A 16,137-nucleotide genomic window follows, 5' to 3' on the forward strand; every position below is an offset into this window, starting at 1 on the left:
GCGCCGATCACGGCTTACCGAGCGCCTGGCGGCCCTGGGCGAGGACCCCTTGGCCATCGCGAGCCCGATGCGGGGACCGACTGAGACGACACCGACAGGCCGGGTGGCGGGACGGCCTGGGCCCCGCACAGCACGGCCACGCGGGGCGGCCTCAGGGCGTCTCCGCGGCCCAGGATCCCCAGGGTGTCAGACCCCAGCGCAGGACGTGCTGGTCGCCGCTTGCGAGGGTCACCAGGGTGTCGCCGCTCCGGAAGGCGTTCGCAGGGCAGGTCATCGGCTCAACGGCGAGAGCCCGCCGCCGGGCACCCTCGGGAAGCGTGTCACCGCTGTACACCTGCACGAAGTCCGCTCCCTCGCCGAGCCGGACGTCCACACCGCGCACACCGGACGGATGGGCCAGACGAACCACGGACCGGCCCGCGGCGTCACGTTCCAGGCCGGTGAAGGCGGTGTCGAGACGCCGCTCGGAGATGCGCTGCGGGGTGCGGAAGTCGTAATGGGTGCCCGAGACAGACTCGGTCGACGAGGGAATGCCCCGTTCGTCCGTGCGGAGCCAAAGACCGGCGGGCACGGTGAGCACGACGTCATCGACCAGCGCCGTCCCTACCGTGAGGTAGGGGTGCTGGCCGACGCCGTAGGGCGCGGCGCGTGAGCCGGCGTTACGCGCGGTGATCGCGACGTCGAGGCCGTCGGCGGTGAGCTCGTACGCGGCGGTGACGTCCAGGAGGAACGGGTAGCCCGGCTGGGGCCAGAGGGTGACGCCCAGCGTGACGCGGTGCTCAGCCGTCTCCCGCACCTCCCAGGAGGTCCAGCGCAGCAACCCGTGGATGGCGTTGCCGTGCTCGGGCTCGGTCAGCGGCAACTGGAGCTCTTCCCGTTGCCACGCGTAGGCGCCTTCGCGGACGCGATTCGGCCACGGGACCAGCAGCTGACCGCGTCCTCCGTCAATCGTGTCGTCGGCGCCGAATCCGTCGACGACGGACCGCCCGGCCACGCGGTAAGCGCGCAGGGCAGCGCCCAGCTCCACGATCACGGCTGTCTGCTCGCCTTGCCGAAGCCGGTGCTGGCGGCCGGTCAGGGAATCGGTCACACGCGGCCTCCTCGTGAGCCGTCGCGGCCTCGTGCCGCGCAACCGGTGCCTTCAGCGCCACCGGCAGGCTCCCCGGGCGACTCTGCTGGTCCGTGCTCGGGGGATCAAGACCGACACGGGTGAAGTCACCCGCTCGCACGTCCACCCGAGCCCGCCGACGGCTCACCGCCCGCCGGCTCGGATGCCTCCTGCCCGGCGGCGGGCGCGCCGTGTGGCGCGGCGGGTGGCTGCGGCAGCCTGAGCGTGAGGACGTAGGAGACCACGACAGCCACGATCACCAGCGGCATCACGGTGATTCCTTGCGTGCCCAGGAGAAGGGTTGCGAGCAGCACGGAGACCATCGGGAACCTGAGCATCGCTGCGGACATCGCGCCGACGCCCAGCGCAAGCCCGGTGGTCACGCCCAGACCGGGCAGATGCGAGAGCGCGATCCCGCCGGCAGCACCGACGAACATGGCCGGGAAGACGGGGCCGCCCCGGAACGCCGCCATGGACACGGAGTATGCCACCGCCTTGCAGGCCACCAGCACCACGAGGGCGCCGCCCGAATACTGGGCGCTGGTGTCGAGGAGGGGTCCGAGTCCGCTCTGTCCCGAGTACAGCACCCCCGATGCCGCATGCCCGGTCCACTCCGCGTAGCCGAGGGCGATCACCCCGACGACGACGCCCGCGAGCACGGTCGCCGGCAGCCGCCGTCGCTCGACCACTTTCAACAGCCGAAGGGCGAACCATCGGATCCCGGCGCCGACGAACGCCGCCGCCACTCCGATCAGGAGGGCCCAGCCGAACCCGGCGAAGTCCGGCCGGGCGGCGTGGGGGACGTTGGGCAACGACAGCGAGTACGTGCCCAGTCCGGTCCACGAGCCCAGGCCGGTGAAGATCAGCGCGCCGATGCCGGAGGCGAGCAGGCCGGGCACGAGGACGACGCCGAGCATCGGTCCGCCCAGGCCGGACATCTCCATCAGCAGGAAAGCCCCGAGCAGCGGAGAGCCGAGCAGGGTGCTGATCGCAGCGAAGCTCCCGGAGGCCCCGACGACGGCCGTCGCCTGCTTCGGGAACGACTTCCTGGCCAGCCGGAGCGCGGCCACGGCCAGTCCGCTGCCCAGCGCGATGAGCGGAGCCTCAGGCCCGATGACCGCCCCAAGGCTCAGTGAGACCACTGCGGCGAGCGCGACACCGGGCAGGTCGGCCGTCGGGGTCGGGCCCGACGCCACGAACCCGTGGGCCGGCTCGTGTCCGCCGCCTCCGGGGAGATACCGGATGATCGGGCCGACGACGAGCCCGGCCACGGCGAGGAGCGGCACCGGCCACCAGTTCGGCGTGCCGTGGAATCCCAGGGCCTTGGGCAGATCCGTGTAGGTCAGCGACTGGAGCTCGTTGACGAGCGCGAGAAAGCCGAAAGCCGCCGCCGAGATCGGGACACCGAGCACGCCGGCGATCAGGAGCAGCACCAGGTACCCGCGGCTGCGGACGAGCGTGAGCGGGTTCGCCGTGGCTGACGGGGGGCTCCCCTCCCGCTCGACCGGACGGCCAGGGGCGGTCACGCCGAGGCCTCCAGGGTCCCCGCGGCCTCACGGTACGAGGGCACGTTGGCTCGCACGATGTCCGCTCCCTCGGCGTCGTCGAAGCCGTTCGCTCGCCCGGTGATGACCAGGCCGGCCGACAGCCTCTTGGCGTCCCACTCCCGCGGGCCGGACAGGGTCTCGTCGAAGTCGTTGACAGGCATCGAAAGCCTCCTGACTGATCTCGCTGGTCCCGGAAGCCGCGGCGACCGGAGCGATCACGGCGCGCGCCGCGGACCGGCTCCCTGCCGAGCGGCTACCTTCGGCCTCGCGCAGTGCCCTACCGACCGATCATCGCTGCCGGGCTCCGATTCGGCATCACGGCATGCCCCGGGCAGTGACGTCGCAGGTGGTCGCGTACGGCTACGGGAGGCAGAGACCCTGGGCGAGCCGGATAGTGGAAGGCGGTGGGGGTTTTTCCTGAGATCTCCGGAGATTGGACAGCTCATGGAACGCTACCCTCCGATCGCCGACCACGGCCTCGTGGGCGACCTGCAGACCGCAGCCCTGGTCTCCGCCCAGGGTGTCGTCGACTGGTTCGCCGCTCCGCGGTTCGACTCCCCGAGTATCTTCGCCTCCCTGCTCGACCACGACAAAGGCGGCTACTTCCGACTCGCGCCAGACACGGAGGAAGGCTCCGGCGGCAAACAGCTGTACTACCCGGACACAGCCGTCCTGGTCACCCGCTTCATGTCGCCGGACGGCGTCGGCGAGGTGCTCGACTGCATGGATCCCGCGGGCGCGGAGACCGCCACCGACCGGCACACCCTCATTCGGTCCATCCGCTCGGTGCGGGGCTCGGTACGGTTCACCCTGGAATGCCGTCCGCGCTTCGACTACGGCCGCGCCAGCCACGACCTGGACCCTGCGTCCGACGGAGTGGTCTTCCGGGCTCCTGAGATCACCGCCCACCTGCAGGCCACCTTCCCGTTGGAACGTGATGCCAACGACGCCGTAGGCACCGTGACCCTCCACGAGGGCGAGACCGCGGTCGTCGTCTTCACCGTCTGCAGCCCCGTCGGTCCCCCGCCCCCGCCCGCGAACCTCGACAGGACGACGGAAGAGCTCTGGAAGGTCGTCGACTTCTGGCAGCGCTGGGTACGCGGGTCCCGCTACCGCGGCCGCTGGCCCGACATGGTCAACCGGTCCGCCATCACCCTCAAGCTGCTCACCTACGCGCCCACCGGCGCGCCGGTCGCCGCGGCGACGATGGGTCTGCCCGAACAGGTAGGCGGTGAACGCAACTGGGACTACCGCTACACCTGGGTCCGGGACGGCTCACTGTCCATCCGGGCGCTGCTCGACCTCGGGTTCACCGAGGAGGCGACCGCGTTCACCCACTGGCTTCGCAACCGGCTGCTGGCCGAGCGGGAGAAGGGCAGCAAGGAAGCCCTGCAGATCATGTACCGGGTCGACGGGGAGCCCATCCTGACGGAGGAAATCCTCGAACACTTCGAGGGATACCGCGGCTCCTACCCGGTGCGGGTCGGCAACGCGGCCGCGGACCAGCTCCAGCTCGACATCTATGGCGAGGCACTCTACGGCCTCTCCGAGGGCCGGGCGATCAGCATGCAGGCGGATTACCACGGCTGGAAGGCCCTCGCGGACGCCCTGGATTGGCTGTCCGACTCCTGGGACCGGCCCGACGAGGGCATCTGGGAGACCCGCGGCGGACGCAAGGACTTCACCTACAGTCGGGTGATGTGCTGGGCCGCCTTCGACCGCGGACTGCGCATGGCCTCCGAGTGGCGCCGACCCGCCGACACCGAACGCTGGACCAAAGCCCGGGACGCCATCCTGGAGCAGGTCATGACCCGCGGCTGGAACGACACGGACAAGGCCTTCGTCCAGCACTACGAGGGGACCCCCGTCCTGGACGCCTCGCTGCTGCTGATGCCCCGGGTGGGCTTCGTGGCCCCCCGCGACCCGACCTGGCTGTCCACCCTGGACGCGATGGACCGCACGCTGGTCTCGGACAGCCTCGTCTACCGCTACGACCCGGCCGCCTCCCCCGACGGCCTGCGCGGCTCCGAGGGGACCTTCAGCCTCTGCACCTTCCTCTACGTGGACGCACTCGCCCGCGCCGGCCGCCTGCGCCAAGCCCGCTACACATTCGAGAAGATGCAGACCTACGCCAACCACGTCGGCCTGTTCGCCGAGGAGGTCGGCCCCAGCGGCGAGCAACTGGGCAACTTCCCCCAGGCGTTCACCCACCTGTCACTCATCACCGCCGCCACCACCCTGGACGAGGCCCTGGACGGCATGCGCGACTGACGATCCTGGGCCGCCGTCCCCAGCCCCGGTGATCCGCCCGTCCGAGCACCGGCCGGGCGGATCACTTGTGCCGCAGCTCGCCCGCCGCGTAGCCGTCCGTGCACACGACCGGCTACGTGGCGGGCGTCGGTCCGGCCTGTCGCCTTTGAGCTCAACCGAGAGACCTTGGTCTCTCGATCCCGGATCAGGCCCGGCGGGACTGGCGCTGGAAGAGCCGCTGGGAGATCCTCAGCGCGAAGGCGCTGTAGAGGGCGAGCAGGATCAACGCGCCTCCGGTCGCCACGTCGGCGACCGCCGCGTCGCCGGCCTCGGCGTTGGTGGTGTAGCCCACGACGAACGGGGCGACCAGGAGCCACGCGCCCGCCAGCGCGACGACGCCGTCGCTCACCCTGGAGGGGTTACGGACCAGGCGGGCCATTCCGTTGAGGAACACCACGATCCCGACCATGATCTCGTTCAGGTGAGCGTCCTGGGACTGCGGGGTCTGCGGGTAGTCGAGCACCCAGAGCGTGACGAACAACCAGACCCCGATCCCCAGCAACAGATAGCCCACGGCCTGCCGCTGGTCCGCCCACCACAGCGGCCGGGGTGGGGTGATGGACCTGGGCGGACCGACGCCGACACTGACGGACGATGACGGTGATGTCACAAGCGCCATGACAATCCCTCCGGCTTCCTGAGCGTCGGGCTGCACGCAGCAGCGTCGCTGACCTGCCACGGAGCGATCCCTTGCATTATCGCTCCCCATCGATCACCACGCCCGGCGAGCGAGGCGCCGCGGGCGAGGACGTTCGTCACCCGGAGGGCCGCCGGTCAGCCGACAAGTTGGGAGATGCTTCGGCTGACTAGCCACAGGCCGGCGAGCAGAGAGATCGCGACGATGGCCTGATCCTCGTGGCTCTCGATCCACCCGACAAGCCTCGCCAACCGGTACCGGGCTGCCTCTGGTGAGAAGACGGCGTAGACCTGCATCGCCAGGAGGCTCATGGTGGACAGCAGGCAGAACCCCGCCAGGGCCAGGTATGTGGCGATACGGGACGCGTCGGCGTCGACCACCGTCGCGCAGCCGGCCGCGATGAGCCCCCACGGCTGCACCAGGACGGCCACGCCGGATGCGGTCCAGACGGAGACGTGGTCCAGCCGAGCGGTCCACGTAGGTGGCTTGCGGGGGCGGGCCAGCCCGCGGCGCTTGTGCTCGCCGTAGGCCACCAGCCCGACGCCGAGGGCCAGTTTGAATCCGAGGACCGCGTTGGACGGGGTGGAGCTGCGCGCGGGTGGGGTGCCGCCGGTCGCCAGGACCACCAGCGCGAGGACGAGGACGAGCGACGCGAGCCAGGCCAGGATGAAGGCCAGCCCCTTGCGCGCTCCCCGCTCCGCGGACAGCAGGAGAACGAACGCGATGATCGGCACCGGCTCGAAAGTAACGGCCAGGCCGAGCAGGGTAAGGTCAAGAACCATGGCGACCTGCCGCCGAGAGCCTCACGACCGCCGGGGGCGTCGCGGGCGTCGGGTCGGTGCAGACTTGGCATCCCTCGCTCGGCACGAGGGGGTCCGGCCCGCGGCGGACGCGGTGCCGTCTGTGCCGCCGAGCGGCGCGTTCTTCGACCACGAGGGTGCCTTCCGCTACGGTCGGGCGAGCGACCCGGGTACCGGCAACCTGGAGCTGGCCCTGGTCTGAACGGTTACCGCCTTCAAGTACCACGGCAGCCTGGTCCCTTCCACCACACTCGCACAGTGGGGTCCGTGGACTTCTTCGGGACTCACCCGAACGTGGGCCTTGGGGACGACGACCATCCGCCCACGGCACTGGCTAACCCTTGAGGAAGCGCTCCGCCCACAGTCGCAGCATCTCGTCGTCGAACGGACACGACCTCTACCTTCGCCGAGGGCGACATGACCAAGGTGGTCGGCTACGACATGTCCGGGCTCGCCGCGCAGCAGGTCTACGAGAGCGCCGGGGTCAGCCCGCGATGCACCAGTAGCTGGTGAAGTACGCGGCGGTGGTGGCGATCCAGGTTCGGCTGCCGAAGATCCGATCGCCCGCGGCGACGTGAGGCCGGACATCGACATCCGGTCCGCGGCCACGCTCGTCGCGGCGCCGCTGATCTATCGCCTGCTGGCGGAACGCGAGCTGCCCGACGCTCGCTTCGTGGACGACCTGGTCGAACTCGTCGTTCGGGCGGTCGCCAACCCGGCCTGACTCAGGGCGCACCGTCGAGCGGTGGTTTCGCGTCTCGCGCAGCCGCGAGGTGGAGGAGTTGCGGCCGGAGAGCCGCGTGCGATCGTGGAGATGGCGGTCGCTCTGGAGGTGGCAGTGCCTGGCGAAGACCGTAGCGGGGTCGGCGACGCCTTCCTGGAGGCGTTGTTCGCCCAGGCGCCCGTGGGTCTCTTCGTGTTCGACCCGGACCTTCGAGTGGTCCGTTTCAACCGAGCCGGAGAGGGTGTCCGCGGACTGCCCGAAGACGCCGTCCTCGGGCACACGGTCGCGGAATTCGCCGCCGTCGCGTTCGGCCCGGAGGTCCCCGAGGCGGCCGCGCGGGTGCTGGCCAGCGGCGAAACCCTGCGGGACCGGCTGTTCCACGGCTTCCGGGTGGACGATCCCGAGCGGCGCATGGCCGTGTCGGTGACCGCGTTCCGGCTCAGCGATCCCGCCGGGCGGGTGCTGGGACTCGCCGCGGTGGTCCAGGACGTCACCGAACGCGAGGCTGCTCTGGAGCGGCTCGGCCTGCACAACGAGGCGAACCGCCTCATCGGCTCCAGCCTCGACGTCGTCACAACCGCCCGGGAGCTCGCAGAGGTCGCCGTCCCCCGATTCGCCGACGCCGTGCTGGTCGACCTCGTCGCAGAGGTCGTCCGAGGGGACAGACCGGCGGCAGGTCCGCGCGCCGACGAGGCCGTGCTGTACCGGGTGGTCGACCAGGGCGCGCCCGCGCATCCTGACCAGCAGGACGCCGCCGCCGACTCCTCGGTCTTGCCCCAGCCGTATCCGTCGGCCTACGCGGAGGCGATGGTCTCCTTGGGACCGGTGCTCCTGGAGAGCCCGTCGAAGGAGCACAATCTGCCGCTCCGGGCGCGCTCCGCCCTTGTCGCGCCCTTGCTGGTCCAGGGGCATCTGCTCGGGCTGGCCACGTTCGTCCGATCCGACCGCCCGGACGCCTTCGCGGCGGCGGACCTGGACCTGGCGACGGCGCTTGTGGGGCGTACCGCGCTCAGCCTGGACAAGGCGCTCGCCTACATGCGCGAACGCGACGTGGCAACGAGTCTGCAGCGCCACCTGCTGCCCCGCGTTCCGCCCCGGCTCTCCGCCGTCGACTGCGCGCACGTCCACCACCACGGCGCCGAGGCGGCCGACTGGTTCGACGTCATCCCCCTGTCCGGGGCCCGGGTGGCGCTGGTCATGGGCACCGTCGCGGGCCGCGGCATCGAGACGGCGGCGGCCATGGGGCAGCTGCGCACCGCGGTGCAGACCCTCGCCGCCCAGGATCTCGCGCCGGAGGAACTGCTCACCCGTTTGGACGAGGCCACCGATCGGCTGGCCGAGAGCGACGGGGACAGTCCGGGCGAAGGGAGACCGCGAGGGTCGCCCGCGTCGTGCCTCTACCTGCTCTACGACCCGACGACGGGCCGCTGCACCGCCGCCAGCGCAGGCCACCCGGGCCCGGTCGTCCTCGGGCCGGACGGCCAACCGATTCCGTTCGCGGTCCCCGTCGGCCCCTTCCTGGGTGAGGGAGGTCCCTTCGAAAGCTCTACGACGGAACTACCGCCCGACACACTCCTCGCGCTCCACACCACCGGCCTCTCCCCCGCGACCAGCAGCCGGGCGAGCACCAACCGGCAGCGACTGCTGAGCGTGCTGACCTACCCGGGCCCCTCCCTGGAGCAACTGTGCGAGGCGGCCAGTGCGCTCCTGGCACCTGTTCCCGCCGAGGATCGCACCCTCCTGCTGGCCCGCACGCATGTGCTCGGCCCCGAGCACCTGGCCCTCTGGACGCTCCCGCCCGAACCCACGGTGGTGTCGACCGCGCGCCATCTCGCACGCCGCCAACTGGAGGCGTGGCACCTGGAACACCTCCAGGACACCACGGAGCTGATCATCAGTGAGCTGGTCACCAACGCCATCCGCTACGGGACCGGCCCGGTCACCGTGCGCCTGATCCACGACCAGAGCCTTACCTGCGAAGTGTCGGACGCCGGCAAGACCGCGCCCCACCTGCGCCGCGCACACGCGAACGACGAGGGGGCCGCGGACTCTTCCTGGTCATGCACTGCAGCCGCCGCTGGGGCACCCGGTACGAGCGCAACTTCAAGACCATCTGGGCCGAACAGGGCACACACGGTCCTTGAACCCGCCGATGGGATGGGCACCGGGCTTTGGCGTCCTACCCCATCGGCGGAGTCCAACCGGACTAGCCGCCGATGGCGACCGCGTCGTAGACCAGCCAGGAGCCGGTCGACTCCCTGGGACCGGTCGGCTCGATCTCGGGGAGGGCAACGACGAGCCGGCGCAGGCTGCACCTGCGGAGAATCAGCGGGTCCAGCCTGCGCGGCCCGACGCGCAGGCCGATTCGGCCTCAGTGGTGGAAGGCCACGCGAGGCGTGGATCAGCCGCTGGGTGCCGTAGAGACGGCTGCCGGTTCGTCGGTTGTATCGGACGCGTCCAGAAACTCGACGGCGGCGACCGCTCCCAGGACGGCCACGGCCAGCCAGAAGACGACCCAGCCGGTGGGGTAGCTCCACAGGCCAAGGATCACCGCGGCCACCGCCAGCACGGCCAGGAACAGCCATCGCTTGAAGCGGTGCACCCACGGCCCCACCGGGCCGAAGCCGAAGCCGGAGCGCGCACGGAGCCACGCGATTCCCTGACGGCACTTGCCACGGACCAGCACTGCGTAGCGGCCGCGGCCGGAAGCGTAGGCACCGAGCGCCACGACCAGTCCCAGAACCCCCACCGCCCTGATCGTGTGGCGCAGGAAGAACGCGATCTGATCGAAGATCGCCGACGCGGCCGCCTCGGAGGAGTCGGCGGGCAGATGGTCGAGAAAGATGTGCCGTCCGATCGCGAGGCCCACTCCCAGGATCAGCATGCCGACCGCCACTCCGAACGCCGCCGCGACGAGGGCACGTCGCCTGCGGGCGGCGAGCATCACCCCGCCGGCCGCGATCAGCACCGTGATGACGGGCAGCCAGTTCCCGATCGCGTTCAGCAGCCGGTAGCCGGTTTGGAGCTTGGAGACCTGGCTGGAGGTGAACAGCGTGAACGAGCTGTTCACGGTCGGGATGTGCGACGCCACACCAAGGCCGCTGGCCACCAGCCGCTGCTTCACCTGGTCCAGGGCCGGCCCCAGCTCGAGGACCACGTCGTTGCCGTGGAGCTGCACGGCGGCTGTCTTCTTGCCGGACAGGACGTTGTCCACCGCGGTGTGGGCGGCACGGTTGGCGTCGGTCCAGATCGTCACGAACGCGCTGCTGGTGACTACCCTCTGGGTCACCGTGTGCACCAGGCTGGTGACGCCGTTGGTGACCGGCCCGGCCAGGAGACCTTGCAGGGCCGATGCGGCTTTGGGAGGGATCCTTGTTCCGGAAATGGCCTGGCTGGCCTGGGCGACGAGCGAAGGCACGTCGAGTCGTTGTACGACGAGATCGGTGATCCGGTTGGTCGCCGCGCCCTGCACGGCGGTGTTGCTCGCCAGCGGGGCCATGGTGGCCACGTAGCGCGAGGTGTCGGAGATCTGGGAGTTCGCCCACGTCGCCACTACGCAGAGCGGGGCCAGTACCCATGCCACCACCAGCAGCACCAGCGAAGCACTTGAGCGCATCCGGTGGTGCTGTGGCGGTGACGGGGACGCATCCCTGACGGACGGTGAATCGCTTGTCGCCACGCTGGGCCTCCCTGGGCCGTCGAATCGAGGCCGATGCTCCAGCCAGCGAAGCCCTCCACGTGAGGAAGCGCGACCCGGACAGGGCGAACAGGTGACCACCCACCGTGGTCACCCCGCCCGCTCACACGTCCGCCGAGGTGGCCGCACGCACGGTCCTACCCGGGCGCGGAGTTCAGCAGCCGAGGAGCGAGGCCCGCGCCGATCGTGGCGGCGCCGGCCGACCCGACCACGATCAGCCAGGCACCGGGGCCGAGCGGAGTACAGCCGAAGAACTGGCTGACGCCCGGCGTTTCCACCACCGCGAACAACGCGCCTGCCGAGACGGCGCACGTGGCCAGCACCAGGGGACTGTGCCAGCGGGTCAGCAGGGTCTGGCCCAGCTGAGCGCCGACGAGTGCGGCCAGACCCATCGTGGAGGCGCGGCGCTTTCCCCCGGGGACCAGCCGGGTGAGCCGGCCCAGCTGCCACGCCAGCAGCGCGGCCAAGGCCGTGGCCGCACCTCGGACGGCGAGCGCGCGCACCATCTCCGCACCGGCGAAGCCCTGGGCCGGTTCTCCGGTCACCGGGGCTGCTCCTTCGCGTCCGCCGCGTTCCGCCGGAGTGAGCGCCACGGCCAGCGAGGGCAGCATGTCGGTGAGCATGTTGACCAGCAGGAGTTGGCGCGTCGTCAGGGGGGCCTGGCCACCCAGGGCCGCGCCCAGCACGGTGAAGGCGACCTCGCCGGCGTTGCCTCCGACCAGGATCGCGGCGGCGTCGCGCACGCTCTCCCAAAGGGCCCTCCCCTCGCGGAGGGCGTCCAGCAACAGTGACGTGTCGGGTGCGGTCAGGACCAGGTCTGCAGCGTTTCGAGCCGAGTGGGAACCGTGCCCGGCCACCGCGATGCCGACGTCCGCACGGCGGATCGCCGCGGCGTCGTTGGCTCCGTCTCCGGTCATGGCAACGACATGGCCCGCCCGTTGCAGATCCTTGATGATGCGTGTCTTCTGGGTCGGGGAGACACGGGCGAAGACCGCGGCCTGCTGCACCGCGGCGATACGTTCGGTGGTGGTCATGGCGTCCATCTGTGTACCGGTCAGGACCTGGCCGGCATCCGGGATGCCCAGCTCGGCGGCCACCGCGGCGGCCGTGGCGGGATGGTCTCCCGTGATCATGGTGACCCTGATCCCGGCCACGCCCAGCCTGCGGACGGACACCTCCGCAGCAGGCCGAGGGGTGTCGGCGATGGCGACGAACCCGAGTAGCGTCAGGTCGCGAACCTCCTCGGCGATGTTCTCCTGGATCGATGCCACGTCGGGTACGCCCCGCTCCGCGACTGCCAGTACCCTCAGCCCCTGCTTGGCCAGTGTGCGCACGGCGCTCCGAGCGGCCCGCCGCCTCGCCGTCGTGAACGGCTGATCCTCGCGACCCTCGCGACCGGCACGTCGGCGTTCCTCGGTACCGTCGAGCACGCGGACCCGGACGCACCGAGCCAGGATCACCTCGGGCGCACCCTTGACCGCCAACAGCGTCCCGCGACGGTCACGTCCCAGCGACGCGGAGTACCCGCGGCTGGTCTCGAACGGCAGCTCCTCCTCCATGGTCCAGCCGGCACCCGTGCCCCTGCTTCCTGCGGCCTCCAGGACCGCCCGGTCCGTGGCGTGCGACAGGTGCTGGTCGTCGGACTCCGAGGGCGGGCAGGCGCGCGCCGCCGTCTGGATGACCGCCAGGCCGTCCTTGCGTCCCTTGAGCAGGGGCTTCCCCGCGTGGTCCACCAACCGCACCAGATGCAGCCGGCCCTCGGTGAGCGTTCCGGTCTTGTCGAAGCAGAGCGTGTCGACCCGGCCCAGTGCCTCCAGAGCCCGGGTGGAGCGCACCAGCACGCCGAGCTTGGACAGCCGGCGCGCGGCGGCCAACTGTGAGACGGTGGCGACCAGGGGAAGTCCCTCGGGCACCGCCGCGACGGCGACCGCGACCCCTGACTCCAGCGCACGGCGCAAGGGCAACCCGCCGAGCATGCCCAGGGCGGTGACGGCGGCCCCTCCCACAGCGGTGGCGGGCAGGGCGATGCGCGTGAGCTCCGCGAGGCGGGCCTGCATTCCCGGCGATGCCTCGAGGTGCGTGGCGACGGTGGACGCCTGTCCCGCCTCGGTGGCCTCCGCAGTGGCCACGACCACGGCGAGACCGCTGCCGGCCAGCACCGTGGTGCCCTCGTAGACCATGCAACGGCGGTCCGGGATGTCGGCGTTGGGCGTCGGCTGTGGGGACTTCTCCACCGGCACGGACTCCCCTGTCAGGGACGCCTCGTCCACTTCGAGGGCCTCGGTGAGGAGCAGCCGGGCGTCGGCCGGGACGACGTCGTTGGCAGTCAGGGCGATCAGGTCTCCGGCTCGCAGCTCGCCCCCGGCGATCTCCTCGGTCGGCGCCTGGCGAAGTCGGGCCAGGGCGGTCGGAACGGCCGTCCCGGAACCGTCGTCGGCGGCCGCCGGGTCCGCCCGGGGGGCCGCGGGAAGGCGGGTACCTGCCAACAGGTCGCTGGGTACGAGGTGGGCGCTGAGTTCCTGACCGAGCAGCAGTTCTCCCAGGGCTCGCTCGGCGCGCATCCGCTGGATCCCGCCGATGACCGCGTTGCCCGCCATCACGCCGACGACCAGGAACGCGTCGATACTGGAGCCGACGATCGCGGATGCCGCGGCCCCCAGCGCGAGAACCGGCGTCAGGGGGTCGTCGAGCTCGTGCACGGCTGCCGTCGCCACTCGGATCGTCGCGCCGGCAGGCTCGACGACCGCGCGCCTGATCAGCGGGCTGTCCGCGAACCGCTCCTCCCACAGCTGGATCCGCTGCGCCAGGCCCATGGCCTCGGTGTTCGCTGCGAGCTCGTCCCCGGCCCGCTCGGCGTGGAGCCTTCGGTACACCTCGTCCGCCGCGAGGGCGTGCCAGGCGTTGCGGACCACCGGCCGTGGCGCGGGCCGGTGGTCCAGTCGACGGGCTGTGAGCGCGTTGGCGGTCATGGCCATCAGTGAGGCGGCATGGGCGGGCGGCAGATCCTGCCAGCTCGCCAGGGCGCGCAGCGGACCCCGGCGGCGTCGCGGACGGCCGGCCAGCAGCAGTGCGCCCAGAGCGGAGCCACTGAGGGACATCTGCGCGGCCCTGTGGCTGGCGCGGTGGGCGGCCGGAACCGCGCTCAGGACGCGCCACACCTCAGCCAGCCCAGGCCCGCACACCAGGTCGGCACGCCAGTCGGCGACACCGGTGCCGCGCAGCACGCTGACTCCGACGTCGGCGGCGTCCAGCGCCTGGTCGCGATCGTGCGCGATGACGAGCACACCGTGGCCTTCACGCTGCAGGGCCTGGACGTGCTCGGTCAGCTCCTCGGTGGCGACGGACGACTCGTCACCCCATGCGTGCAACTCGGCGGTGCTCGCATGCCGGGTCAGCACGACGTGCGCGGCGGCGTCATGCGCGGCCGTCAGGACGGCTTCGGCCAGTGGGTCGAGCGAGACACCCACCTGAACTCGGCCGTGGACCGTTCCATGACGATCGGTCAGGTCGAGAGTCAGGCCGAGGGGATCAGCGGGTCCGCTGCTGTCGACTGCGTCCGCCACCCGTCGCAGCAACCAGCTGGAGGCAGAGCTCCCGTCGGCCGCGCCGTCGTCGACAGCAGTGCCGCGGCCGGCCTCTTCATCCTCGGAGCGGGCGGAGGTGTGCGCGCTCCAGGGTCCGGAACCGGACAGGTCGGCTGGACCGCGATTCTCCAGCACGGCACCGGCCAGTTTCCAGACATCCGCGTCGTCCAGGGCGTCGCTGGTGGAACGGGCCCCGAGAATACGCTGTTCACCGTTGCACAACACCAAGGAGTCGAGGACGACCGCACTGACCCGGTCCAGGCGCCGCAAGGCGCCGGGCTCGAGTACCACGACCCCGCGGCGGGCCAGGTCGTGGCCGAGGATGGCGGCGAATGCCTCGCGCCCGTGACGGGCCGCCTTCGGCACGGTGGCGAGGACGACGTCGGCCGCCGCCGACGGGTCCCGGGTACCCAGCAGCACACCGGCACCACCGAGCAGGTGTCCGAGCTCGGTGCGGTTGCCCGCCGTCTCCACCGGTCCGGCCGGCAAGGGACATGGACGCTCGGGGCGCTCGGGGCGCACCGGCGGCTGCCCCGCTCCGTCGGGCACGACCAGGTGCTGCTCCCGCCGATTCCAGGACTCCCGCCGGGCACGGACCTCGAACAGTTGGAAGGTACGGTGGGCGGCGTCAGCAGCCAGCGGTGCCGCACCCTGTGCCATGCCCTGGACAACAGCGCTCATGAGTGCGAGCAGCGCGTCGGCGCGGAGCTCACCGAGGCGCTGCTCCAGCGCCTCCCGCACCCGCGGCATCGAGTCCGCCAGTGCCACCACGGCGTGCACCGGCCGCGGCACCAAGGGAAGGTCGGAAATCCGGCCCACCGCCGCAGCCGCCATCCCCACGCAGTCGGCGGCCAGGGCGACGCCCGCGGCGGAGACGGCCATGTCGTCGTCCGGCGGCGCGGCGTGCATGCCCTCCTCCGCGCGGCGGGCGTCGTGGGCCTCCTCCACCGACTCCACCAGCTCCACCAAGGAGTCGACGTCGACCGAGCCCTCGGCGAAGTCGACCAGAACGTGCCCGGTGACCGCGTTCACCTCGGCCCAGTTCACGCCCTCGACGCGGCGCAGTTCCTCGGTGAGCCGGCGGGCGTAGCGGTGGTGCTGCTCTCCGCCGCCGTGGAGACCGTGGGCCTGGATGTGCGCGCGACCGGCGCGAGCCCAGACCCGGCGGTCGCGACGGCCGCGAGCCAGGGCCGCCAGCGATTCGGTGACCTGCGCGCCCCTTCGAGACTCCCGATGGGCGGTCAGGCCGTCGCCGGAACGCTCCGCACGGTCCACGAACCGGTCCGCCGGGGATGGATCCCCATCAGCGGCGGACGTCGCGGGCGCTTCGGCGCGCAGCGCACGGACCGTCGCCCCACCGACCCTGGAGACCATCCGGGCCGTGACGTCCACACCGTCCAGCGCGCCTTTGGCAGCCAATGCGGCCGCCACCCCGGTCACCCGAACAGGCACGGACAACACCGCTCCCACCAGGGACGCGCCCGGAACGCTCACCACACAGCCGTCCTTCCGCGCTGGAACCAGCGGCGTCTTTCGACCAACCTACGCACCAGACCGGCGCCGCACCGTGCAGCCGCCGCCATCCGGCGCGTCGGCGCGCCGAGACAGGCCCGAGACAGGCCCGAGACAGGGCCGAACGGGTGATGCCCGGCTTCCACGGGCGACCCGTGCCGGTCAGGGTGCGGTTCGGACCCGGCGAGCTCGCCTCACCCGTCCCGGGGTGCGTTCTC

General features: G+C 71.5%; 10 protein-coding genes and 1 pseudogene. 4 read left to right on the top strand and 7 right to left on the bottom strand.

The annotated features are described in order from the left end of the window. Nucleotides 1-151 precede the first annotated feature (151 nt). The 3 genes and pseudogenes from ABIA32_RS32645 to ABIA32_RS32655 form a co-directional block, all read right to left on the bottom strand. Nucleotides 152-1,090: an aldose 1-epimerase family protein gene (locus tag ABIA32_RS32645; protein ID WP_370103361.1), complete on the bottom strand. Its 939-nt coding sequence runs from the start codon at nt 1,088-1,090 to the stop codon at nt 152-154. 125 nt (nt 1,091-1,215) lie between these two features. Beyond that, a complete protein-coding gene (locus tag ABIA32_RS32650; RefSeq protein WP_370103363.1) occupies nt 1,216-2,634 on the bottom strand; it encodes a chloride channel protein in 1,419 nt (472 codons plus the stop codon). Continuing rightward, a pseudogene (locus tag ABIA32_RS32655) lies at nt 2,631-2,825 on the bottom strand (DUF2252 family protein); the annotation flags it as partial. The gene ABIA32_RS32650 and the pseudogene ABIA32_RS32655, both read right to left, overlap by 4 nt. A gap of 274 nt (nt 2,826-3,099) precedes the next feature. On the opposite strand from ABIA32_RS32655, the gene ABIA32_RS32660 reads away from it, so the two are divergent. After that, nucleotides 3,100-4,926, top strand: a complete 1,827-nt coding sequence (locus tag ABIA32_RS32660; RefSeq protein WP_370103365.1) for a glycoside hydrolase family 15 protein — start codon at nt 3,100-3,102, stop codon at nt 4,924-4,926. 184 nt (nt 4,927-5,110) lie between these two features. Here the strand turns inward: ABIA32_RS32660 and ABIA32_RS32665 are convergent, their stop codons facing one another. After that, nucleotides 5,111-5,575, bottom strand: a complete 465-nt coding sequence (locus tag ABIA32_RS32665) for an SPW repeat protein (RefSeq protein WP_370103367.1) — start codon at nt 5,573-5,575, stop codon at nt 5,111-5,113. Between the two features lie 164 nt (nt 5,576-5,739). Beyond that, a complete protein-coding gene (locus ABIA32_RS32670) occupies nt 5,740-6,384 on the bottom strand; it encodes a GAP family protein (protein WP_370103369.1) in 645 nt (214 codons plus the stop codon). A 64-nt stretch (nt 6,385-6,448) separates the two neighbouring features. Between ABIA32_RS32670 and ABIA32_RS32675 the strand changes: the two genes are divergently transcribed. The 3 genes from ABIA32_RS32675 (at nt 6,449) to ABIA32_RS32685 (ending at nt 9,547) form a co-directional block, all read left to right on the top strand. Then, the gene (locus ABIA32_RS32675; protein WP_370103371.1) at nt 6,449-6,604 is read left to right on the top strand and encodes a hypothetical protein; all 156 of its coding nucleotides are present in this window, start codon (nt 6,449-6,451) and stop codon (nt 6,602-6,604) included. A gap of 357 nt (nt 6,605-6,961) precedes the next feature. Then, nucleotides 6,962-7,126 carry a TetR/AcrR family transcriptional regulator C-terminal ligand-binding domain-containing protein gene (locus tag ABIA32_RS32680; protein ID WP_370103391.1) on the top strand — a complete coding sequence of 55 codons (165 nt, stop codon included), beginning with the start codon at nt 6,962-6,964 and terminating at the stop codon, nt 7,124-7,126. 114 nt (nt 7,127-7,240) lie between these two features. Further along, nucleotides 7,241-9,547 carry a SpoIIE family protein phosphatase gene (locus tag ABIA32_RS32685; protein ID WP_370103373.1) on the top strand — a complete coding sequence of 769 codons (2,307 nt, stop codon included), beginning with the start codon at nt 7,241-7,243 and terminating at the stop codon, nt 9,545-9,547. Here ABIA32_RS32685 and ABIA32_RS32690 read toward each other — a convergent pair. Beyond that, a complete protein-coding gene (locus ABIA32_RS32690) occupies nt 9,528-10,742 on the bottom strand; it encodes a hypothetical protein (RefSeq protein WP_370103375.1) in 1,215 nt (404 codons plus the stop codon). The genes ABIA32_RS32685 and ABIA32_RS32690 overlap by 20 nt on opposite strands. A 218-nt stretch (nt 10,743-10,960) precedes the next feature. Then, the gene (locus tag ABIA32_RS32695) at nt 10,961-15,904 is read right to left on the bottom strand and encodes an HAD-IC family P-type ATPase (RefSeq protein WP_370103377.1); all 4,944 of its coding nucleotides are present in this window, start codon (nt 15,902-15,904) and stop codon (nt 10,961-10,963) included. Between the last annotated feature and the right edge of the window lie 233 nt (nt 15,905-16,137).

It is taken from the genome of Streptacidiphilus sp. MAP12-20 (assembly GCF_041262525.1).
In the GTDB taxonomy this organism is placed as follows: domain Bacteria; phylum Actinomycetota; class Actinomycetes; order Streptomycetales; family Streptomycetaceae; genus Streptacidiphilus.

Excerpts from the sequence above, each read along its gene's own strand:
- ABIA32_RS32660 (WP_370103365.1), top strand. The coding sequence starts at position 3,100 with ATGGAACGCTACCCTCCGATCGCCGACCACGGCCTCGTGGGCGACCTG.
- ABIA32_RS32670 (WP_370103369.1), bottom strand. The coding sequence starts at position 6,384 with ATGGTTCTTGACCTTACCCTGCTCGGCCTGGCCGTTACTTTCGAGCCG.
- ABIA32_RS32690 (WP_370103375.1), bottom strand. The coding sequence starts at position 10,742 with ATGCGCTCAAGTGCTTCGCTGGTGCTGCTGGTGGTGGCATGGGTACTG.